The organism is Modicisalibacter tunisiensis, assembly GCF_020148005.1.
In the GTDB taxonomy this organism is placed as follows: Bacteria; Pseudomonadota; Gammaproteobacteria; order Pseudomonadales; family Halomonadaceae; genus Modicisalibacter; species Modicisalibacter tunisiensis.
Genome location: NZ_JAGXFD010000001.1, coordinates 1,669,306 through 1,690,847, shown reverse-complemented (window position 1 = coordinate 1,690,847; position 21,542 = coordinate 1,669,306). Strand labels below are relative to the sequence as shown.

Annotated in this window: 23 protein-coding genes; 8 read left to right on the top strand and 15 right to left on the bottom strand. The window is 67.1% G+C overall.

Features of this window, described 5'->3' with window-relative positions:
- Positions 1 to 333: 333 nt before the first annotated feature.
- Together KGQ91_RS07895 and KGQ91_RS07890 are read right to left on the bottom strand one after the other, a co-directional pair.
- Positions 334 to 699, bottom strand: coding sequence for a hypothetical protein (locus KGQ91_RS07895; protein WP_224420701.1), 366 nt, complete (start codon positions 697 to 699; stop codon positions 334 to 336).
- A 121-nt stretch (positions 700 to 820) separates the two neighbouring features.
- Positions 821 to 1,186, bottom strand: coding sequence for a hypothetical protein (locus KGQ91_RS07890; RefSeq protein ID WP_224420700.1), 366 nt, complete (start codon positions 1,184 to 1,186; stop codon positions 821 to 823).
- A gap of 204 nt (positions 1,187 to 1,390) precedes the next feature.
- Here KGQ91_RS07890 and KGQ91_RS07885 point away from each other — a divergent pair, with 204 nt between their 5' ends.
- Together KGQ91_RS07885 and KGQ91_RS07880 are read left to right on the top strand one after the other, a co-directional pair.
- A complete protein-coding gene (locus tag KGQ91_RS07885) occupies positions 1,391 to 2,059 on the top strand; it encodes a response regulator (RefSeq protein ID WP_224420699.1) in 669 nt (222 codons plus the stop codon).
- Positions 2,056 to 3,432: a sensor histidine kinase gene (locus KGQ91_RS07880; protein WP_224420698.1), complete on the top strand. Its 1,377-nt coding sequence runs from the start codon at positions 2,056 to 2,058 to the stop codon at positions 3,430 to 3,432. Before KGQ91_RS07885 ends, KGQ91_RS07880 begins: the two co-directional genes overlap by 4 nt.
- Positions 3,433 to 3,478: 46 nt before the next feature.
- On the opposite strand, the gene KGQ91_RS07875 is transcribed toward KGQ91_RS07880, so the two are convergent.
- From KGQ91_RS07875 to KGQ91_RS07835, 9 genes are all read right to left on the bottom strand, one after another.
- Complete coding sequence (locus tag KGQ91_RS07875) at positions 3,479 to 4,654, bottom strand: benzoate/H(+) symporter BenE family transporter (protein WP_318010264.1); 1,176 nt, start codon at positions 4,652 to 4,654, stop codon at positions 3,479 to 3,481.
- Between the two features lie 183 nt (positions 4,655 to 4,837).
- The gene (locus KGQ91_RS07870) at positions 4,838 to 6,079 is read right to left on the bottom strand and encodes a benzoate/H(+) symporter BenE family transporter (RefSeq protein ID WP_224420697.1); all 1,242 of its coding nucleotides are present in this window, start codon (positions 6,077 to 6,079) and stop codon (positions 4,838 to 4,840) included.
- A 74-nt stretch (positions 6,080 to 6,153) separates the two neighbouring features.
- A complete protein-coding gene (gene benD, locus KGQ91_RS07865; protein ID WP_224420696.1) occupies positions 6,154 to 6,948 on the bottom strand; it encodes a benzoate diol dehydrogenase BenD in 795 nt (264 codons plus the stop codon).
- Entirely contained in the window at positions 6,945 to 7,988 is a 1,044-nt protein-coding gene (gene benC / locus KGQ91_RS07860; RefSeq protein ID WP_163650311.1) for a benzoate 1,2-dioxygenase electron transfer component BenC, read from the bottom strand. The genes benD and benC overlap by 4 nt, the downstream gene beginning before the upstream one ends.
- Positions 7,989 to 8,011: 23 nt before the next feature.
- On the bottom strand, positions 8,012 to 8,500 hold the full coding sequence (gene benB / locus KGQ91_RS07855) for a benzoate 1,2-dioxygenase small subunit (protein ID WP_163650310.1): 489 nt from the start codon (positions 8,498 to 8,500) through the stop codon (positions 8,012 to 8,014).
- A gap of 16 nt (positions 8,501 to 8,516) precedes the next feature.
- Complete coding sequence (locus KGQ91_RS07850; protein WP_163650309.1) at positions 8,517 to 9,878, bottom strand: Rieske 2Fe-2S domain-containing protein; 1,362 nt, start codon at positions 9,876 to 9,878, stop codon at positions 8,517 to 8,519.
- Positions 9,879 to 9,962: 84 nt separating this feature from the next.
- Positions 9,963 to 10,937: a catechol 1,2-dioxygenase gene (gene catA / locus KGQ91_RS07845; protein ID WP_224415593.1), complete on the bottom strand. Its 975-nt coding sequence runs from the start codon at positions 10,935 to 10,937 to the stop codon at positions 9,963 to 9,965.
- Between the two features lie 58 nt (positions 10,938 to 10,995).
- Positions 10,996 to 11,286, bottom strand: a complete 291-nt coding sequence (gene catC / locus KGQ91_RS07840) for a muconolactone Delta-isomerase (RefSeq protein ID WP_163650307.1) — start codon at positions 11,284 to 11,286, stop codon at positions 10,996 to 10,998.
- An 86-nt stretch (positions 11,287 to 11,372) separates the two neighbouring features.
- Complete coding sequence (locus KGQ91_RS07835; RefSeq protein WP_224420695.1) at positions 11,373 to 12,491, bottom strand: muconate/chloromuconate family cycloisomerase; 1,119 nt, start codon at positions 12,489 to 12,491, stop codon at positions 11,373 to 11,375.
- Between the two features lie 104 nt (positions 12,492 to 12,595).
- Here KGQ91_RS07835 and KGQ91_RS07830 point away from each other — a divergent pair, with 104 nt between their 5' ends.
- The 3 genes from KGQ91_RS07830 to nadE all read left to right on the top strand — a co-directional run bounded on the left by KGQ91_RS07830 (position 12,596) and on the right by nadE (position 15,054).
- Complete coding sequence (locus KGQ91_RS07830; RefSeq protein ID WP_224420694.1) at positions 12,596 to 13,498, top strand: LysR family transcriptional regulator; 903 nt, start codon at positions 12,596 to 12,598, stop codon at positions 13,496 to 13,498.
- A 139-nt stretch (positions 13,499 to 13,637) separates the two neighbouring features.
- Positions 13,638 to 14,147, top strand: coding sequence for a CinA family protein (locus tag KGQ91_RS07825; protein WP_163650305.1), 510 nt, complete (start codon positions 13,638 to 13,640; stop codon positions 14,145 to 14,147).
- A gap of 73 nt (positions 14,148 to 14,220) precedes the next feature.
- Positions 14,221 to 15,054: an ammonia-dependent NAD(+) synthetase gene (nadE, locus tag KGQ91_RS07820; RefSeq protein WP_163650304.1), complete on the top strand. Its 834-nt coding sequence runs from the start codon at positions 14,221 to 14,223 to the stop codon at positions 15,052 to 15,054.
- A gap of 78 nt (positions 15,055 to 15,132) precedes the next feature.
- Here nadE and KGQ91_RS07815 read toward each other — a convergent pair whose 3' ends face one another.
- From KGQ91_RS07815 to KGQ91_RS07800, 4 genes are read right to left on the bottom strand one after another with little or no spacing between them, the layout of a single operon-like run.
- Complete coding sequence (locus KGQ91_RS07815) at positions 15,133 to 15,741, bottom strand: trimeric intracellular cation channel family protein (RefSeq protein WP_163650303.1); 609 nt, start codon at positions 15,739 to 15,741, stop codon at positions 15,133 to 15,135.
- 31 nt (positions 15,742 to 15,772) lie between these two features.
- Positions 15,773 to 17,089 carry an amidohydrolase gene (locus KGQ91_RS07810; protein ID WP_163650302.1) on the bottom strand — a complete coding sequence of 439 codons (1,317 nt, stop codon included), beginning with the start codon at positions 17,087 to 17,089 and terminating at the stop codon, positions 15,773 to 15,775.
- Positions 17,090 to 17,108: 19 nt separating this feature from the next.
- Positions 17,109 to 18,569 (bottom strand): sodium:solute symporter family protein, encoded by a 1,461-nt coding sequence (locus KGQ91_RS07805; RefSeq protein WP_224420693.1) that lies wholly within the window; start codon positions 18,567 to 18,569, stop codon positions 17,109 to 17,111.
- The gene (locus tag KGQ91_RS07800; protein WP_163650300.1) at positions 18,562 to 18,774 is read right to left on the bottom strand and encodes a DUF3311 domain-containing protein; all 213 of its coding nucleotides are present in this window, start codon (positions 18,772 to 18,774) and stop codon (positions 18,562 to 18,564) included. Before KGQ91_RS07800 ends, KGQ91_RS07805 begins: the two co-directional genes overlap by 8 nt.
- 137 nt (positions 18,775 to 18,911) lie before the next feature.
- Between KGQ91_RS07800 and KGQ91_RS07795 the strand changes: the two genes are divergently transcribed.
- The 3 genes from KGQ91_RS07795 (at position 18,912) to acuI (ending at position 21,534) form a co-directional block, all read left to right on the top strand.
- On the top strand, positions 18,912 to 19,799 hold the full coding sequence (locus KGQ91_RS07795) for a LysR family transcriptional regulator (RefSeq protein WP_163650299.1): 888 nt from the start codon (positions 18,912 to 18,914) through the stop codon (positions 19,797 to 19,799).
- 70 nt (positions 19,800 to 19,869) lie between these two features.
- On the top strand, positions 19,870 to 20,502 hold the full coding sequence (gene acuR, locus KGQ91_RS07790) for an acrylate utilization transcriptional regulator AcuR (protein WP_163650286.1): 633 nt from the start codon (positions 19,870 to 19,872) through the stop codon (positions 20,500 to 20,502).
- 51 nt (positions 20,503 to 20,553) lie between these two features.
- On the top strand, positions 20,554 to 21,534 hold the full coding sequence (gene acuI, locus KGQ91_RS07785; protein WP_163650285.1) for an acrylyl-CoA reductase (NADPH): 981 nt from the start codon (positions 20,554 to 20,556) through the stop codon (positions 21,532 to 21,534).
- The last annotated feature ends 8 nt before the right edge of the window (positions 21,535 to 21,542 follow it).

Here is a 21,542-nt window from a genome sequence, read left to right as displayed (position 1 = left end):
GAGACATCGATCAGATCCCGCACGAGGCGACGGCCGTAACGCGCGCCAAGCGCCCGTAACTTAGCGCCACAGCAATCCTGCCGTTCGACGGAGCCTTCCAGGACAACATCGGCTTCGAGGTCGGGCACCCCCCCTCTTGATGCCATCCGAAGCGGACACACCCGAGGTCTGCCGACGCTTTGGACCGAGCTTTCTCGATCTGCATGAACAGCCTGGGCTATCCAAAGGTGAGGCCGACTAACTATTTCATGCGGGCTCAACTAGCAAAAAAGACGGGGCCACCGATGCAGGCAGCCCCGACACACTATTGATGAGCAATCGATAATTCGTCAGTCACATGTCGAATACCCCATCCTCATCGGCATCGTCCCACTCGCTGTCGTCCCACTCGCCGTCGTCGTTGACGTCGTAGGTATCGTAGATACCGTCGTAGAATTCTCCGGAATCGACATAGTCGTCGTCATTGGCGTCCCAGGTGTCGTAATCCCAGTCGACATCAAGCTCGCCGAACTCGTTCTCGTCCAGCAAGCCATCGTCATTGAGATCCCAGTCGGAATAGGTGCCAACATCAGCCGCTGAGCCATAGAACTCATCCCTGCTGATCTTGCCGTTGCCATCCGAATCCTGGCTCGTGAATGAGGCGAAGGCCCCTGTCGAGGTCAAGGCGATCAAAATTCCGGTAATCAATTCCTTACGCATGGCACACTCCTTGGTTTCAGATCTCCGGGGGATGACTGTGCAGGAGTGCCGCCTGCCCCTCACGGGCACAGGCGGCCGATACACTCTTCAGACAGGTTTTCCTACCTGTCGGGTCATGTCATCAAAGGTCGAACAGGCCGTTCTCGCCGGCGTCGTCCCATTCCCCTTCATCCCAATGACCATCCTCATTGGCATCATAAGAACCGTAATACCCGTCGTAGAACTCATCGGAATCCAGGAAGCCATCATCATCGGCGTCCCAGGTATCGAAGTCCCAGTCATAGTCCAGCTTCGAGAATTCGCCACTCTCGATCAGACCATCACTGTCGAGGTCCCAGTCAGTGAATTTTCCCTTGTCGGATACCGCGCCATAGAACTCATCCTTGCTGATCTGGCCGTCGCCGTTGGCATCCTGACTGCTGAACGAAGCGAAAGCGCCGGTGGACCCCAGGGCAAGGGCCAGTCCCAGAATCATTTCCTTACGCATAATGGTCTCCTTACTTTCCGATCAACGCCGAGTGCACTCGGCATGTCCGGCGGGCGGGAAGCCCGACCGGCAGTTTAAGGCTGGGAGGTCGAGGTTAATTGAACCTTAATGGGCCACGGTCGTTTGCACTCGATGGGGGCAACGTCGAAAATCAGGCTTGGCGACGCGGAAAACCCGGCGTCATACAGCAAGGAAGCGAGTCTTATGCGAATCCTGGTCGTTGAGGATGATGAAGTGCTCGGTGACGGGCTCTGCGAGGGATTGCGCCAGGACGGCCACACGATCGATTGGTTGCTCGACGGGCGCATCGCCGAAGCGGCGCTGGAAGGCGAGGCCTTTGATGCCGTGGTCCTGGACCTTTCACTGCCCGGGCGCACCGGCATTCAGGTGCTGAAGCACTGGCGCGATACTCACCAGACTACCCCGGTGGTGGTTCTGACTGCCTACGAGGCCCAATGGAACAGTGTCACGCTGCTGGACCAGGGCGCCGACGACTACCTGACCAAGCCAGTGGACCTCGAGGAACTCGAGGCACGCCTGCGCGCACTGGCCCGACGCGCCAACGGTCACAGCGACAATCGTTTGAGTCACTGCGGCATCAGTCTCGACCGTAGCGACCGCCGGGTTTGGGTGGACGGTACGCCGGTGGATCTTTCGGCCCACGAATTCATGGTGCTCGAGGCCCTGCTGGAGCGCCCGGGCCGGGTCGTGGGCCGCGAGCAGCTCGAATCCCGGCTCTATGGCTGGAACGAGGGCCCCGAAAGCAACAGCTTTCATGTGCTGATCCACAAGCTGCGAGGACATGTCGGGGCACACCGGATCGAGACGGTTCGTGGGCTGGGTTACCGGGTTACCGACGGGGGGGCGTCGTGAAGGCACAGAGCCTCAGCCTGCATATGCGGCTGCTCGTCTGGCTGCTGATCCTGTTGGGGCTGTTGTGGCTGGTGATCTGGACCAGTGCTCGCCATACCGTGGGCGATGCCGCCTCCCGCGAAGTGGACCAGCGCTTGCAGACGGCCGCCTCGCTGATTCTAAACCTGCAAATCGACAACGCGCGACCGTCGTCCCTGCAGCTCATCCTGCGCGATCTCCTGACACTCCACCTTTCCGCTCCCACACCCCGTCCCCCGGGCTTTGAGCTCGTCTCCGACGAGGTCGGCCTGATCGCTCGCTCTGCCGATTTTCCACAGCTGGCCCATATCGCCTCACCGGGCTTCAGCGATCTGGCCGTGGACGATCAGGATTGGCGGGTCTTTACCATGAGCGACCAAGGGCATGGGCTGACGATTCGGGTGGCGGTAACACAAGCCGCGAACGATGCAGAAGCACAGATCCTCGACGACGATTTCACCCGGCCCCTGCTCTGGCTGCTGCCCGCCTTCGTCGTCCTGGCCTTCGTTTCGGTCTGGCGGGGGCTGGCCCCGTTGCGACGCATAGAAAGCGCCATCGCCGAGATCGACCCAACCAATCCTCGCCCCCTGGGGCTCGATGCCTCCCGAGTTCCGGATGAATTGCGTCAATTACTGGCGACGCTGGATCGCCTGCTGATCCGCGTCAGGGATGTACTGATGCGACAACGGGTCTTCACGGTCGGTGCCAGCCATGAACTGCGAACTCCTATCGCCGGCTGCCGGACACAGCTTCAAGTCGCCCGGAGAAGCCTCGACTCAGAACGGTGCAAGCATGCGCTGGAACAAGCCCAGCATTCCCTCGATCACTTGGCCCGCCTGGTCGAGGCGCTACTCCTTCTAGCCAGACTCGATCCCTGCGCCTCGCAGCTCAAGCGTCACCGCCTGGACCTTGTCGAATTGACACGCTCAACCCTTGATACCTTCGACGCTCAGGGACACCCCGGGGTTGCTTGCAGGCTCGAGACCTCTCAGGAAACGATCTTCATAGAGGCCAATCCCACCCTGCTCGAGACCCTGATTCTCAACCTGTTGAAAAACGCCTACCAGGCTTCTCCCCCTGACGGGACGATCCGGGTGAGGGTATCGCTGGCCGGCCTGCAGGCCCGGCTATCGGTCATCGATGAGGGACCGGGCATTCCTGAAGCGTCGCGCGAACGTGTCTTCGATCCCTTCCACAAGGGGGATGGGCACGCCACGAGCGGCCACGGTCTGGGGCTGGCCATCGTTCGTACCATCGCCCGGGTCCACGGTGGTGACGCCTGCCTGAGGCCCGCCCCGGGCGGGGGGACCGAAGCGGTTGCATCAATCGCCGTTGGCACCACTTCGGTTGCATGAGCGGCTCCGGCCACGCGTTTTCGGCCACCTGGGCATCGTGCCCTTGCTATCCACCGGACGGTCGGCTCGTGTGATGCAGCACCACATACGCCAGGCCGCCGAACACCACGCCCCAGAACGCCGACCCCAGCCCCAGCAGACTCATCCCCGAAGCCGTGGCGATGAAGCTGATGACCGCCGCCTCGCGGTGCTCGCTCGCCTGGGCCATGGCGACCAGGTTGCTGGCGATGGCGCCGATCAGCGCCAGCCCGGCCAGTACCGCGACGAAGGCGTCGGGCAACGAGGTGAACAGCGTCACGATGGTCCCGGCGAACAGCCCGCCGAGCAGGTAGAACAGGCCGTTGGCGATGCCCGCCACGTAACGCCGATCGGGGTCCTCGTGAGCGTCCTTGCCGGTGCAGATCGCCGCGGTGATCGCCGCCACCACCGTGGTGATGCCGCCGAACAGCGCCGTGCCCAGCGAGACCAGGCTGGTGGTGGCGATGATCGGCCGCGAGTGGACCCGGTAGCCGGCACCGCGCATGATCGCCATGCCCGGCAGGAACTGGCCGGTCAGGCTGACCAGCACCAGCGGCAGCGCCAGGCTCAGGGTCGCGTGCCAGCTCCACTCGGGGGCGATGAACTGCGGCGTCGCCAGCTGCCAGCGCACGCCGCTCAGCGAGGTGCCCTCGAGCCCTACCGACAGCGCGATGCCGGTCACCAGCAGCAGCACCAGGCAGTAGCGCGGCGCCAGACGCTTGAACACCAGGTAGGCACCGAGCATGCTCAGCGCCAGCAGCGGCGTGCTCTCCACCGAGCGGAAGGCGCCGAGCCCGAACTGGAACAGGATGCCCGCCATCATCCCGGCGGCGATCCCCGAGGGGATGCGCCGCATCAGCCAGTCGAAGCTCCCCGAGACGCCGACCAGCAGGATGATCAGCGCCGCGGTGAGGTAGGCGCCCACCGCCTCGTTGAGCGACAGCCCCGGGAACAGCGTCACCAGCAGCGCCGTGCCCGGCGCCGACCAGGCGGTGATCACCGGCATTTTCAGCCAGGCGCTGAGCAGGATGCCGGACAGCGCCGCGCCGATCGAGATCGCCCAGACCCAGGAGGTCAGCATCCCGGGGGCGACGTCGGCGCTGCGGGCCGCCTGGAAGAAGATCGCCAGCGGTCCCGAATAGGAAATCAGCACGGCCAGGAAACCGGCCGCCACGGCGGAAATCGACCAATCCTTGAACATCATCGCCTTCTCCAGCGGGTCAGGGAAACCGGCACGCGGAGTCCAGGGCCGGTCTCGCGTCGCAAAAAAGGCCCGCACGGCCTGGGCAGCCTGCGGACCAATGGAGGATATCGGTAGGCACGACAACAGCCATGCCCCGGGTGCTCGTGGCCTCAGGCGATGACACCGCGCCCGAGGCGTCTCGGCTCAGGACGCCGAGGGCTCGTTGGCGACCCGGCGGATGAACTCGAAGTCCTTGGTCTCGAAGATCAGCGAGACCCCCACGCCCAGCACCAGGGCCCAGAAGGACGAGCCGATGCCCAGGATCTGCAGGCCCGAGGCGGCGATCAGGAAGGAAAACAGCCCGCCCATCTCGTGCTTGCCCGCGAAGGTCATGTACATCGCCGAGGTGATCACCCGCAGCAGGGCCAGGCCGGCGATGATGGCGATGAAGTAGGACGGCATCGCCTCGATCAGGCTGACCACGTAGCCGTAGAAGGGGGCCGCTACCACGAAGATCGCCCCGGCGATCACCGCCGCCACCCAGCGCTTGTCCGGCTTGCCGGCCTCGGGCGAAGAGCAGATGCCGGTCATCGGCGCGGCGATGCAGGTGCTGTGGAGGTTGAAGAAGGACGAGATCATGGTCGCGAAGCCGCCCACCGCGGTGATGGCATTGGCCGGCACCGACTTGTAGCCCATGCCCTGGACCAGGCCGACGCCGGCCGGCGTCTCCATGCCCACCAGGATCAGCGCCAGCGGCAGGCCGTAGGCCAGGAAGGCCTCCAGGGTGAACTTGGGAACGATGAACTCGGGGAAGGTCACCGAGAACGTCACGCCGGAGAAGTCGACGTCGGTGACCAGCATGTAGGCGATCCCCGCCAGCATGGCCACGATCAGCGGCGGTACCCGGCGCAGCAGGCGCGCCGACAGCAGAAAGGCCAGGATCATGATCGCGGCCGGCAGGAGGGCATGCTCCAGCGGGGCGACCATGTTGAGGCCGAACTTGAGCAGGATACCGCCGACCATGCCCATGACGATGGGCATGGGGATCAGCTTCATGACGATGCCCATCACCCCGGCCAGCCCCGCCACCAGCGAGATGGCCCCGGCAATCAGCGAAGCGCCAAGCGCGGCTTCCACGCCGACCACCGGGATGATCGCCGCGAACAGCAGCGCTCCGGGAATGGAGTTGGCCATCGGCAGCGGCAGCCGGTAGTAGGCGGGCATGAACAGCCCGAACAGGCCGTTGATCATCAGGTAGGCGATGACCCAGATCATGATGAAATGGGGATCGAGCCCCGCAGCGGTGCCGGCGCTGATGTGGATCACGCCGGCGCTGAGGCCGAAGATACCGGCCACGACCCCGGCACTGACGTTGTCGACGTTGAGATCACGAATGAAGTCGGCGGGGGCGCGCCGCAGGCTGACGCCCTTCTCGAGGTGTTTCACGGTGTGCTCCAGACATTGTTGTCGTTGGAATCGGGAGACGGTGGCGCCGCGCCCCGAGGGGGCGCGGCGGGCAATCAGCCCTGGTCGCCACCGGCCACCGGCAGCACGCTGCCGGTGATGTAGCTGGCCTCGTCGGAGGCCATGAACAGGATCGGTGCGGCCATCTCGTCCAGGGTGCCGTAGCGGCCGAACAGGCAGCTCTGCTTGGTCTGGTCGATATGCGCCTGGAACCAGGCCTGCTCGGTCGCATTGCGCGGCTCCGGGGTGCCGCGCGAGATCTTGCGCGGCGGCGCCTCGGTGCCGCCCGGCGCGGTGGCCACCACGCGGATGCCGTGCTCGGCATACTCGAAGGCCAGCGACGCCGTCATGGCGTTGACGCCGCCCTTGGCCGCCGAGTAGGGAATCCGGTGGATGCCGCGGGTCGCCGCCGAGGAGACGTTGACGATCACCCCGCCGCCCTGCGCGATCATCGTCGGCAGCACTGCCCGGCAGCACCACAGGGTGGGCATCAGCGAGCGGGTGATCTCGGCCGAGATCTGCTCGGGGGTGAACTCGGTGAACGGCTTGAAGTTGATCGCCCCGCCCACGTTGTTGATCAGGATGTCGATGCGCCCGAAATGCTCGACACTCCGGGCCATGACCGTCTCGGCCCCCTCCCAGGTCTCCAGGTCGGCCTGCAGGGCGATGGCCTCCGCCCCCTGCCCCACCAGGTCGGCCACCACCTCCTGGACGAGATCGGAACGATCGACCAGCGCCAGGCGCGCGCCCTCGGTGGCGGCCCGCTCGGCGACGCGACGCCCGATGCCCTGGGCCGCGCCGGTGATCACCATCACCCGGTCCTGGAAACGCGAGTCCTGAAAGCGCCTCATGCCGCGCCCCCCGGTGCCTGGTTGGGGGTGAACTTCTCGTAGTAGAAACTCTGCGGGGTGATGCCCTGCTCGTCGAAGTACCTGAGCACCGCATCGACCATCGGCGGCGGCCCGCACAGGTAGACGTCGATGTCGCCGTCGTGCAGTACCCCGGCGTCCATGTGATGGGTCACGTAGCCCTTGCGCGGATGCTCGCTGGCCTCATCCACCACCACGGTGGCATAGGTGAAGTTGTCCAGCTCCCTGGCGAAGTGCTCCAGGGCATCGACCTTGACCAGATGGTCATCCTTGTTGACGCCGTAGATCAGATGGATCGGCTGGTCGTTGACCTCCCCTTCGGCCTTCTTCTGCACCAGCCGCTCGAGCATCGACAGGAAGGGCGCGAGACCGGTGCCGCCGGCCAGCATCAGCACCGGGCGGGTGATGTCGCGCAGGTAGAAGCTGCCCATCGGCCCGGTCAGGGCCAGCCGGTCGCCGACCTTGGCGCGCTCGGTCAGGTAGCCGCTCATCACCCCCTCGGGGATGTTGCGGATCAGGAAGGTCGCCCGCCGATCACCGGGCTTCGAGCTGAAGGAGTAGGACCGGTGCTCGTCGGTACCCGGCACGTCGATATGGATGTACTGGCCGGGCAGGAAGGCCAGGGCGGCCTCGTCGTCCAGATCCACCGCCAGCTCGATGCTGTCCTCGGAGAGCGACTCGACCATGGCCACGGTGCCCTCGAGCCTGCCCACCGCGGTCTTGCACAGCGTGGAGGCGACCGGAATCTGGATGATGCAGTCGGAGGACGGCACCATCTGGCAGGTCAGCACCTGGCCTTCGGCGGCCTCCTCGTCGGACAGCGCCTCGTCCAGGTACTCGTCGCCCAGGTCGAACTCGCCCTTCTCGCAGTGGCCCTTGCAGGTGCCGCAGACGCCGTCGGAGCAGTCCATCGGCAGGTTGACCTTCTGGCGATAGGCGGCATCGAGGACCGTTTCCCCTTCCTTGCAGCCAATGAAGCGGGTCACGCCATCTTCGAAGTTGAGGGCAATGGTGTAGCTCATGGTCGAATCTCCTCCCCCACCGGTCATATATGGTAGATATCGATGACCTGGTGGATGTAGTCGTTGTTGAGTTGCACGACTTTCTTCTTGATCAGCGGGGTCTCGCCGGACACGTCCAGGGTATAGAAGCAGGTCCCGAAGTAGCTGTCGGTCCGCTTGTAGCGGTGGCTCAGGGTGTGCCAGTTGAAGCGCAGCTCCACCGTGTCGCCCTCCTGGGACAGCACCTCGAGGTTGCTGACCTGGTGGGTGGTGCGCGGCTCCGGCGTGCTCGCCCCGCTGCGTTCGGTCTTGATCCGGTAGACCCGGTCCTCGAGCCCCTCGCGATTCGGGTAGTAGATCAGCGAGATCTCGCTGTGCGGATCCCGGGTCAGCTGGTCGTCGTCGTCCCAGGCCGGCATCCAGAACACCGCGTCCTTGCTGTAGCACTCGAGCCACTCGTCCCACTGGCGGTCGTCGAGCAGGCGCGCCTCGCGGTAGAGGAAGGCCTGGATATCCAGATAGCTGATGCTCATGGTCTCTCTCCCCTTGTCACGCGGTGGCGATGTACTGGCTGCGTTCCTTGTCGATGGCGCGCAGCATTTCCTCGACCCAGTGGCGGTGGTGCAGCACGTAGAGGCCTTCGTCCTCCGGGGCCGCGCCGCTGAGCAGCGGCTTCATGCCGATCGCCCTGGCGTTGTCGTCGGCGCCCTCGATCCACTGCTTGGCCCCGCGGGAGAGGTCGTTCCACTCGGCCAGCGCGCCGTTGTAGCCCTCCTGGCAGGCCCGGAACTCCTCGAGATCGTCCGGGGTGCCCATGCCGGAGACGTTGAAGAAGTCCTCGTACTGGCGGATGCGCACCCGGCGGCTCTCGGCGGATTCTCCCTTGGGCGCGAAGCAGTAGATGGTGACCTCGGTCTTGTCCACGGCGAGCGGGCGCAGCACGCGGATCTGCGTGGAGAACTGGTCCATCAGGTAGACGTTGGGGTACAGGCAGAGGTTGCGGGTCTGGTTGACGATCGAGTCGGCCCGCGCCTCGCCCAGCTCCTTCTCGATCCGGTCCTTCTCGTTGTAGACCGGGCGCACCTCGGGATTGAGCAGCCGCGTCCACAGCATCATGTGGCCGTTCTCGTAGGAGTAGAAGCCGCCCTGGCTCTTCGACCAGCCGTCGGCGTCCACCGCCTTGGTGCCGCCGGCGTCGTAGTTGCGGCGATCCATGGTCGAGGCGTAGTTCCAGTGCACGCTGCTGACGTGGTAGCCGTCGGCGCCGTTCTCCGCCTGCAGCTTCCAGTTGCCGTTGTAGGTGTACGACGAGGTGCCGCGCAGGACCTCCAGGCCTTCCGGCGCCTGGTCGACGATGTTGTCGATGACCTTGGTGGTCTCGCCCAGGTACGCCTCGAGCGGCTGGACGTCGTCGCTCAGGCTGCCGAACAGAAAGCCCTTGTAGCTCTCGAAGCGCGGCAGGCGGGTCAGGTCGTGGGAGCCTTCCTGCTTGAAGCTGTCCGGGTAGGCGCCGGTCTTCTCGTTCTTGGCCTTGAGCAGCTTGCCGTCGTTCTTGAAGGTCCAGCCGTGGAACGGGCAGGTGAAGGTGCCCTTGTTGCCGCGCTTGCGCCGGCACAGGGTCGCGCCGCGGTGGGCACAGGCGTTGATCAGGCCGTGCAGCTCGCCCTGCTTGTCGCGGGTCACCAGCACCGGCTGGCGGCCCATGGTCACGGTGAGGTAGTCGCCCGGCTCGGGCAGCTGGCTTTCGTGGCCCAGGAACAGCCAGTTGCCCTCGAAGACGTGCTTCATCTCGAGTTCGAAGAACTCGGGGTCGGTGAAGATGCTGCGGTGAACACGATAGATACCGGCGTCGGCGTCATCGACCACGGCACCGCGGACGCGTTCCTCGAGAAGATCAAGCTTGGTCGTCATGATCGGGATCCTCGATGGTTGTCGGGGGAAGGCCCTGGCGGCAGGGCCTTCCCGGTCGTCGGGAAGTAGCGGAGGCGCTGGGCCTCAGACCTTGGCGGTACCGGCCAGCTGGCTGGCCTTGTCCTGCTCGTCTTCCTTGGCACGCGGACGCGCGTGACGATGCTGGAGCTCGGGGTCGTCGGTCGCCGTCAGCACGATATCGAAGGTCACCTCGGAGAACGGGCCGTCCAGCTCGCGCCTGGCGATCTCGTCGGCGTCCTCGATGCGGTTGGCCGGAATCACCAGCTCCTCGCGCGTCGCGTAGGCGAAGTCGTCGAAGGTGTACGGGTCGCCCGCCAGGTTGATCTGGGTGGTCAGGTGCTGATAGCCCGGCGCCGAGATGAAGTAGTGGATATGCGCGGGGCGCTCGCCGTGGCGACCGAGCAGGTTGAGCACCTCCTGGGTCGGGCTGTCCGGCGGGCAGCCGTAGCCGGAGGGGATGATGCTGCGCACCGCGTAGCGACCGTCGCTGTCGGTGATGATGGTGCGACGCAGGTTGTACTCGCTCTGGGTCGGGTCGAAGAACGAGTAGCCGCCCTTGGAGTTGGCGTGCCACACCTCGACCTTGGCACCGGCGACCGGGTTGCCCTGGGTGTCGCGCACCTGGCCGTTGAGCCACATCACCTCGCCGTCGGTGTCGCTGCCGTCATCCATGCGCCCGGTGCCGTGTACCTCGGGCGCGCCGGCCACGTAGAGCGGCCCCTCGATGGTGCGCGGGGTGCCGCCGGTACGCTTGGCCTCGGCATCGGCGGCGTCCATGCGCATGTCCAGGAAGTGGTCGAAGCCCAGGCCCGGCGACAGCAGGCCGAACTGGGTGCCCTGCCCCAGGGCGTTGAGCACGCTCACCGCGGACCAGTACTCCTCCGGGGTGATGTCGTAGTCATCGATGGTGCGGAACAGGTCCGACAGGATCCGGTGCAGGATCCGCTTGGCGCGATCGTTGCCGCCTTCCTGGTCGAAACCGGCGATGGTGTTCAGGAAGTTCTGGACTTCGGGAGTGTCGAAGATCTTGACGGTCATGGTCTTGCCCTCGCTTTGTTATCGTGGTCTTCGGTGCGTGAAGTGAGCCGGCGCGACGTCAGGCGTCGCCGTCGCGGACGGAGGACGGGTGACGGCACAGCGGCTTGACGGCGATCTCCATGTAGGGGAACAGCGGCAGGTTGGACACCAGCTCCTGGAGCTCGGCGTTGTCCTCGACATCGAAGATGCTGACGTTCGAGTAGCTGCCCGCCACCCGCCACAGGTGACGCCACTTGCCCTGGCGCTGCAGGTCCTGCGAGTAGGCCTTCTCGGTCGCCTTGATCTCGGCGGCCTGCTCGGCCGGCATGTCGGGCGGCAGCTTGACGGTCATTTCCACCTGAAACAGCATGGTTCTCTCCTCTCGATAGGGCGACGCCCGGAGCATGTCTCGCCGGCGAGACGCCGGGATTCATGACGGACATCACGTGAGCGACGTCACCGGCGCGCGTAATGGGCCAGCTTGTCCTCGTCCAGGGTGATGCCAAGGCCCGGTGCCGTCGGCAGCTCGACCCCGAAGTCGTGGTAGTTGAGCGGCTCGGCGACGATGTCGTCGGTGAGCAGCAGCGGTCCGAACATCTCGGTCCCCCAGGCCAGCTCGGGCAGCGTCGCCCAGGCATGCAGCGCGGCGGCGGTGCCGATGGTGCCCTCGAGCAGGGTCCCGCCGTAGAGGCCGATGCCGGCGGCCTGGGCCACATGGGCCAGCTCCAGCACCCCGCTGACGCCGCCGGACTTGGCGATCTTGAGCGCGAAGGCGCCGCTGAAGCCGCCGGCGGCCAGCGTCAGCCCGTCACGGGCATCCTGCACCGCCTCGTCGGCCAGCATCGGCACGGTGAAACGCCGTGAGAGCCGGATCAGGGCATCATGCTCGCGGGCCGGGGTGGGCTGCTCGATCAACTCGATGCCGGCATCCTGGAGCGCCTGGATGCCGCGCACGGCGGTGGCCTCGTCCCAGGCCTGATTGACGTCGACCCGCACGCTGGCGCGATCGCCCAGCGCCGCCTTGATCGCCGCCACATGCCGCACGTCCTGGTCGACCGAGTTGGCGCCGATCTTGAGTTTGAAGTCGCAGTGACGACGCTCGTCGAGACGCTGGAAGGCCTCGTCGATGTCCTTCCGGGTATCGCCGCTGGCCAGGGTCCAGAGCACCGGCAGGTGAGCCTGGCGGGCCCCGCCGAGCAGCTCGGCCACCGGCACGCCCAGCCGCTTGCCCTGGGCGTCCAGCAGCGCGGTCTCCAGCGCCGACTTGGCGATGGCGTTGCCGCGCACATGGCGGTTCATCCGCGCCCGCAGCGCATTGATGCTGTTCGACGGCTGGCCGATCAGCAGCGGCGCCAGGTAGGCGTCGATGTTGCACTTGATGCTCTCGGGGCTTTCCGGCCCGTAGGCCAGCCCGCCGATGGTGGTGCCCTCGCCGAGCCCCTCGAGACCGTCGCTGTGACGCATCCGCACGATGACCATGGTCTGGCAGGCCATGGTGGTCATGGACAGCTTGTGGGGGCGGATGGTCGGCAGATCGACCAGCAGGGTCTCGATGGACTCGACGACGGCGGACATGGCAGCTCCCGAAAGGCTGGATACATGGAATATGTGAAAGTTTGCTTGCCAGCGCAGACACCGACCAATATTGTTTGGGTCACCAGCCATACCCAGGAGGTATCATGGAACTGCGTCACCTCCGCTACTTCCGGGTCGTCGCCGAGGAGCTGAACCTGACCCGGGCGGCGCGTCGCCTGCACATGTCACAGCCGCCATTGACCCGACAAATCAATCAGTTGGAAGAAGAAGTCGGGGCCAAGCTGTTCTCCCGGAGCACACGCGGCATGACCCTGACCCCGGCCGGGCAGTTCTTCCTTGAGCATACCCTGCAGATACTGGAAAAACTCGACACGGCGGTGGCCGGCACCCGGCGCCTCGCCCGCCACCACCGCGAGCTCTTCGGCATCGGCTTCGTGCCCTCGGTGTTCTATGGCCAGCTCCCCCTGCTGGTCCGGCAATTACGACAAAAGGATGACATCGAGTTGACACTGGCCGAGCTGACCACCGTGCAGCAGGTCCAGGCGCTCAAGGCGGGTCGCATCGACATCGGCTTCGGCCGCCTGCGCATCGACGACCCGGAGGTGGTCCAGCAGGTGCTCTTCGACGAGCCGATGATCGTCGCCATGCCCACCGGGCATCCGCTGGAGGGCACACGCCCGACCCTCGCCGAACTGGCCGAGTATCCGCACGTGCTGTTCCCCGCCGCCCCTCGCCCCAGCCTGGCCGACATCGTGCTGGGCATGTACCGCCGCCGCGGCCTGAAGATCGAGGTCGTGCAGGAGGCCAACGAGCTGCAGACCACGCTGGGCCTGATCGCCTCGGGCTTCGGCATCACCCTGGTGCCCGAGCAGGTGCGCCGCCTCCAGCGCGACGGAGTCACCTATACCGACCTGGCAGACAGGCACATCACCATCCCCATCCTCTGCAGTCGGCGCCGCAACGAGGCGCCCGGCCCGATCATGCAGGAGGCCAACGCGATTCTCGAGGTGATGGTGGAAAACCGCCGCAGCGGACGTTACCCGTGAGCGTCCCCGGCGTTCCGGAGCGCATCACAGGTTATGGGGCTTCCCGGAATCCGTGACTACGCTGGGCGGGAGTTCGCTGCTCCCGTCCCCGGGAGCCAGCGCGTTCCCAGGCAAGGACAGCAAGGGAGGAAGATGCCCCATGGATTGGCTCGAGGACGTCATCCACTACCTGACGGCTCAAGGCCTGCAGATCACCACTGCGGAGTCCTGCACCGCCGGGCTGGTCGTTTCCGAACTGGTCAGCGTTCCGGGCAGCGGCCAGGCGATCGACTGCGGCCTGGCGGTCTATTCCCCCGAGGCGAAGAACCGCTATCTCGGCGTGCCCTACGAAGCGATGTCGCGGGACGGCCTCACCAGCGAGGCCACCTCGCGGGCGATGGCGCTGGGTGCCCTCAACAACAGCGCCGCCAACCTGGCGATCGCCAATACCGGCATCGCCGGCCCCAAACCGGGAGATGACGGCACCCCGGTGGGCACCGTCTGTCTGGCCTGGGCGTTCCGCCACGAGGGCCGGGTCTATGTGACCAGCGAGACGCAACGCCTCGCCGGCAAGCGCAACGAAGTCCGCCTGACCGCGGCACATCAGAGCCTGTCGCGCATTCCGGACCTGCATCGCCGGGTCTGCGACGGCACTATCTCGCCGCTTTGAGTAAGCCGCCAGTCAGCCCACTCCGCCGGGTGGCTTTCGCCACCACGGCCGTGCAAACGCCAAGGAGGTCAGAATGAGCACGGAGTCCCTCTCGAACGAGCAGCGCGCGATCGCCGACGCCCTGGGGGTCGACACCCGCCGCGGCGCCGAGGAGCAGGTCGAGCACCGGCTGCGCTTTCTGGCGCAGGCAATGCGCGACAGCGGCCAGCACGCCCTGGTACTGGGGATCAGCGGCGGCATCGACTCCACCGTGGCCGGGCGCCTGTCGCAACGCGCCGTCGAAGCGGTCCGCGGCACGCTGCCCGACGCTCGCTTCTGGGCATTGCGCCTGCCCTACGGCACCCAGCAGGATGACGACGAGGCTTCCCGGGCGCTGGATTTCATCGCTCCCGACGAGATCCTGACGATCGACATCAAGCCGGCCAGCGACGCCATGCTCGACGCCCTCGAACAGGGCGGGCTGCGCTTTCGCGACGACGCCCACCGCGACTTCGTGATGGGCAACATCAAGGCGCGCCAGCGGATGATCGCCCAGTATGCGGTGGCGGGCACCCACGGCGGTCTGGTGGTCGGCACCGACCAGGCCGCCGAGGCGGTGATGGGCTTCTTCACCAAGTTCGGCGACGGCGCCTGTGATGTGACCCCGCTGGCCGGGCTGACCAAGCATCAGGTGCGGGAGATGGCCAGCCACCTGGGCGTCCCCCAGCGGCTGGTCGACAAGGTCCCCACGGCGGATCTCGAGTCGCTGCGTCCCCAACGCAGCGACGAGGACGCACTGGGCGTCAGCTATGCCGCCATCGATCGCTTCCTGACGGGGGAGCCGGTCGAGCCGCAGGACGCCCGCATCATCATCGATGCCTACCGCAGGACCGAGCACAAGCGCCGACTGCCCAAAGCGCCCGAGTGAACGCCCGGCGGGGCGCCGTGTCGCCCCGCCGGCCTCGCTCCTGCGTTCCGCGGGATCGTCTCCGCCCGCGCCGCCGGTTCAGGGCAGCACCGGCAACGCCAGATGCCAGCGGATGGCGGCCAGCCGCAGCGTCAGCGTGATGCCGAGGCACGCCAGCATGGCCGCCCCGACGGGCAGCGCCAGCCTGAACAGCACCACATAGGCGGTGGCCCCGGCCATCGAGGCCGTGGCGTAGATTTCCTGACGCAGCACCAGCGGCACGCGGCGGGCCAGCACGTCGCGCAGGATGCCGCCGGCCACCCCGGTCAGCATGCCCATCAGCACGGCCACGCTGCCGCCATGCCCCAGCACCAGGGCCTTGTGGGTGCCGATCGCCGTGAACAGCGCCAGGCCGAAGGCATCGAGCACCGGCAGGACGGCCTGGGAGAGCCGATGGACGTGGCGCAGGCCGATCAGCGACAGCGTCACGGTGGCGGCGATCACCCACAGATAGCTGGGGGCGGTGACCCAGAACACCGGCCGCACGCCGAGCAGCAGGTCGCGCAGCGTGCCGCCGCCGATGCCGGTCACCGCCGCCAGTACCAGCATGCCGAACGGGTCCATGCGGGTGCGGCTGGCGAGGATCACCCCCGACAGCGCGAACACCGCCACCCCGGCCAGATCCAGCCAGTAGATCCAGTGGCCCATGCTCACCGCCCCGTCGATGCCGGTTCCGCCATCAGGAGGACGCCCCCTGCCCCAGCCAGGCCAGTGCCCCGCTCGCCAGGGCTTCGATGCCGGTGCGCAGGGTCACGGGGTTGCCCGGGAAGTAGTAGGGCGAGTGCGGCATCTCCAGGTGGCGCATCTTCTCCGCCACGCTCTGGCCCGGCGTGGCCTGCCAGCGCTCCTCGGGGGTGGCGCCGATGAACCAGTAGACGTAGGGAATGTCCTCGCCGCCGAAGCCGCCCGCCGCGGCCGTGCCGAAGTAGGGGAAGTCCTCGCTGCCGTTCAGGCGCGGCATGGCGAACACCTGGGCCTCGCCGAACTGCGCGGCATGGGCCCGCTGCAGTCGCGCCACGCCGTCAGGATCGTTGTGCAGGGCGAGGGTCTCCGAGATCACCCGGAACTCCGGTTCCCTGGGCGAGCGGCCCGCCTCGCACTCGGCGTGGATGATGCGCCGGATCGACGCCAGCACCTGCTGGTGCAGGGTATCGTCGAAGCCGCGGACGTTGATCTCCAGCTCGGCGCTGTGCGGGATGATGTTGCCCTGGGTGCCGGCCTGCAGCTTGCCCACCGTCACCACCACGGTCTGCTCCGGCGGCACCTCGCGGGAGACGATGGTCTGCAGCCGCGTGACCACATGCGCGGCGATCACCACCGGATCGACGGTCTGCGCCGGCATCGAGCCGTGGCCGCCGGCGCCGTGGATGGTCACCCCCAGGGTGGTGGCGGCGGCCATGGCGCTGTCGGCGATATGCCCCACCGTGCCGGCCAGGGCCGGCATGTTGTGCTGACCGAGCACGATGTCGGGCCGCGCGAAGCGCTCGTAGAGGCCGTCGTCGAGCATCGCCTGGGCGCCGCCGAAGACCTCCTCGGCGGGCTGGCAGACCAGCATCAGGGTGCCCCGCCACTGCTCGCGAAGTTCCGCCAGCACCGTCGCGGCACCCACCAGGCAGCTGCTGTGCAGGTCGTGGCCGCAGGCATGCATCACCGGCACCTGCTTGCCCTCGGGCGTCTCGGCACGTTCGTGGCTGGCGAAGTCGAGCCCGGTCTGCTCGGCGATGGGCAGGGCGTCCATGTCGCCGCGCAGCATCACCGTGGGGCCGTCACCGTTGCGCAGCAGGGCCACCACACCGGTGCCCCCGACCCCGCGGGTCACCTCATAGCCCAGGGCCTCCAGCGCCTCGGCGAGGCGGGCGCTGGTTTTGTGCTCCTGGAACGGCAGCTCGGGGTGCTCGTGAATCCAGCGATAGAGGGCCTGGACCGTCTCGAGGGCGGCGTCCGTCCGGCGGCCGATCGCGTCCCTCAGGTCGGAAGAATGCGCTTGTGTCGTCATCGGAAGACTCCTGAATCGGTTAGTGATGCCGGCCCGCCAGGGAAGGCCCCCGGGCGGCTGGCTGCATGAAGGCCTGACAGGCGATGACCACGAGGACGTTGAGCAGGATCGCCCAGACCCCGGCGTGCCAGCCCAGCGGCGAGGACCAGACGAAGTCCATCAGCAGGTAGGCCACGCTGCCGACCAGGGCACCCAGCATCACGCTGGCGCGACGCAGGCGCGGCAGGAACAGCGCCCCGAGCACCATGGGGAACAGCTGCACGATCAGGCCGTAGGCGGTGAGCAGGATCATCACCAGCGAGCCGGGGTTGAGCAGCGCCAGCCCATAGGCGGCCAGCGACAGGCCCAGCACGCTCCAGCGCGTCGCACCGACCGTGGCCTTCTCGCTGGCGCCCTTCATCACGGTGGGCGTGAGGACATCGCGCACCAGCACGATGGCCGCGGTGTGGGCCAGGTTGGCGCCGGTGGACATCGCCGCCGCCAGGGCGCCGGAGAGCATCAGCCCGATCACCCAGGGCGAGAAGTTGGCCACATCCAGCACCATCTTCAGCAGCACGGTGTCGGGGCGCACCAGCGGCGCGTCGGCGAAGGTCAGGATGCCGGCGAAACCGATCAGCAGCAGCGGCACCAGCAGGTAGGCATAGAGCGGGTAGAAGACGCTCACCTTGCGCAGGGTGCGGCCGCTGTCCGCCGAGTAGAACTTCATGAACAGGTGCGGCCACATGGCCCCGCCGAAGGCGCTGACCAGCACCGCGGTACTGAAGTAGCCCCAGCTCATGTCGGTGGCGCCCGGCATGGTCAGGTATTCGGGCGCGGTCTGCTGGATCTGCGCGAACATCTCGCCGACCCCGCCGTAGAGACGATCCGAGACCGCCAGCCCCAGGAACCAGGCGATGAAGATCATCATGATGCCCTGCACCAGGTTGGTCCAGCCGATGCCGCTCAGGCCGCTGCAGAACACGTAGGCCGCCACCACCACGAAGGCCAGCAGGCCGCCCAGCCAGAACGGCACCAGGCCGTCGGTGGCCGCCTGGAACAACAGGCCGGCCCCGGCGATCTGGATGGTCAGGTAGGGCACCAGCGCCACCACGCCGATGACCCCGGCCAGCATGCCCAGCGGCTTGCTCCGGTAGTGATCGGCGATCATGTCGCCCTGGGTCAGGTAGCCCCGCTCGCGCCCCAGCCTGGCCACCCGCGGGCCCAGCACCCAGATGGTGATCGGCACCAGCGACAGATAGGCGAGGATATAGAAGGCCGGCGCCCCGCGCTGGTAGGCCCAGCCGGGCGTCCCCAGGAAGGCGAAGGCGGAGAAAATCTCCGCGCCGAGGATGAAGAACAGGATCATCACCCCGACATGGCGGCCGCCGGCGACATAGCCCTCCAGGCTGGAGTTCGACTGGCCGCGGGCGCGCAGGCCGACCACCAGCACCATCGCCAGGTAGGCGAGCGTGATGCCGACCACGATCATGGAATCACTCATGGCGGTCACCTCCATGACGGACGATGAAGGCCACCCACATGCCGGCGAACAGCACCAGCATCCACAGGATGTACCAGAAGAACAGGAAGGGAAGGCCGAGCACGGTGGGCTCGATGCGATTGGCGATCAGAGCGCCGGGCCAGATCATCGCCAGGGTACAGATGGCGAAGTGCAGCCCGACCAGACACTGGTAGGTCTTGGTCATGGTTGATGTCCCCCTCGCTCGCGGCGAGGTTGTTGTGGATTGTCACTCCACTATGGGCCTCCCTTCAGCATAGAAAAAATATTTATAATCGATCTCATCCATACCACTTCGGCATGGGAATCGACAGGGAGCCCTCCATGGAATTCCGGCAACTCCACTACTTCCTGGCCGTGGTCGAGGAAGGCTCGGTGTCGGCGGCCAGCCGCCGGGTCCACATCGCCCAGCCGGCGCTGACCCGCCAGATCCGGCTGCTCGAGGAGGACCTGGAAACCCGGCTGTTCGACCGTCACGCCCGCGGCATGCAGCTGACCGTGGCCGGCCGCACGCTGGTCGAGGAAGCCCGGGCACTGCTCGATCACCACGACCGCATCCGCTCCCGGCTCGCGGCGCTGGGCCAGGGGGTGATCGGCAAGGTCAGCCTGGGGGTGACGGTGACCCACCTGTGGGTGCCGCAGGTGGCGAGGCTGCTCGCCGGCTATCGCCAGCGCTATCCGAGCGTCGCCTTCGAGGTCTTCCCGCTGCTCTCCGGCCCCCAGCTCGACCGGCTGCGCGAGGACCAGCTCGACGCCGGCATCCTCTACCTCGACGGCGCCGAGCAGCCGGGCCTGGAAACGCGCCTGCTGCACCGCGACCACCTGATCCTCGCGGTGCCCGAAAACTCCTGCTGGGCGGGCTCACCGCCGGCGACACTCGCCGAGCTCCACGACGCCGACTTCGTCTGGGGCTTCCGCCGGGTATCGCCGGTCTACTACGACCGCATGCTCGACCACTTCCGGCGGCTCGACTTCCATCCCCGGGTGGTGCAGTACGGCGCCGACAACATCGCCATCCTCAGCCTGGTCGCCGCGGGGCTGGGCATCGCCGTGGTGCCCGCGGCCAGCAGTGCCCACCCGATGCCCGGCATCCGCTTCCTGCGCCTGCCCGAGCTCGACGCCTGCGACATGCCGCTGTGGTTCGCCTGGCGGACCGGCAACGACTCGCCGGCGCTGGCCAACCTGGTCGCGCTGGTGGAAGAGACGATGTGACGGCACGCCAGGGCACCGCCGGCGCGGAACGGAGTTGACCCGACTAGACGACCGGTCTAAATTCACGGACATGACACGAACCGCATCCCCGCCCCGCCGCGGGCGGCCGCCCAGAACGCCCCGCGACGACCCCGATACCCGGGCCGCGCTGATCCGCAGCGGCACCGAAGTGCTCACCGAGCAGGGCTTCGCGGTCTCCGGTATCGACGGCATCTTGAAGCGCGTCGGCGTGCCCAAGGGCTCCTTCTACTACTACTTTTCCAGCAAGGAGGCCTTCGGTCGCGCGGTCATGGAGCATTACGGGCAGTACTTCGCCCGCAAGCTCGACCGCCACCTGACCAATCCCGAGCTGACGCCGCTGCGCCGCATCGAGGCCTTCGTCGGCGATGCCCGGGCCGGCATGGCGCGCCACGACTTTCGCCGCGGCTGCCTGGTGGGCAATCTCGGCCAGGAGGTCGGCGGGCTGTCGGACGACTACCGCCAGTGGCTGCGCGACACCCTGGCGGACTGGCAGCAGCGCCTGGCCCGCTGCCTGCGGGAGGCCCAGGATGCCGGCGAGCTGTCGCCCCGCGCCGACTGCGAAAGACTCGCCGAGGCCTTCTGGATCGGCTGGGAAGGCGCCGTCATGCGTGCCCGGCTCGAGGCCGATGCCTGGCCGCTGGACGCCTTCGTCACTCACTTCCTGGCGGGGCTGCCCCGCTAGGCGTTTTTTCAGGCCACCGACTAGACGCCCGGTCCAAAAGGAGACAACCGCATGTTCAAGGCCATCCTGATCGACAAGACCGACAACGGCCAGCAGGCCACGCTCGAGACGCTGGACGAGGCCCGCCTGCCGGACGGCGACGTGACCGTGCGGGTCGAATGCAGCACCCTCAACTACAAGGACGCCCTGGCGATCACCGGCAAGGGGTCGGTGGTGCGCGAGTTCCCCATGGTGCCGGGGATCGACCTGGCGGGCACCGTCGAGGCGTCGAGCCACCCCGACTACCGCCCCGGCGACGCGGTGGTCCTCAACGGCTGGGGCGTCGGCGAGAAGCACTGGGGCGGGCTGGCCGAGAAGGCCCGGTTGAGCGGCGACTGGCTGATCCCGCGCCCCGCCGCCTTCAACGCCCGCCAGTGCATGGCCATCGGCACCGCCGGCTACACGGCGATGCTCTCGGTCATGGCGCTCGAGCGCCAGGGCGTGACGCCGGAAAGCGGCGAGATCCTGGTGACCGGCGCCAGCGGCGGCGTGGGCAGCTACGCCATCACGCTGCTCAACCGGCTGGGCTATGCCGTGGTGGCCTCCACCGGCCGCCCCGAGGAAGCCGACTACCTGAAGTCGCTGGGGGCACAGGAACTGATCGACCGGCGCACGCTGTCCGACCCCGGCCGCCCGCTGGCCCGCGAGCGCTGGGCGGGCGCCGTCGACGCGGTAGGCAGCTACACTCTGGCCAACGTGCTGGCCGCCACCCGCTATGGCGGCGCGGTAGCGGCCTGCGGTCTCGCCCAGGGCATGGACCTGCCCGCCACGGTCGCCCCCTTCATCCTGCGCGGCGTCACCCTGGCGGGCATCGACAGCGTGATGCAGCCGCGCGAGGTGCGTCTCGAGGCCTGGCGTCGGCTGGGCGAGCTGCTGCCGGCGGAGTCGCTGGACGCCATCACCCGCACCATCGGCCTGGACGAGGCCATTGCCCAGGCCGACGAACTGCTGGCCGGGCGCGTGCGCGGCCGCCTGGTGGTCACACTGGACTGACCCGGCAC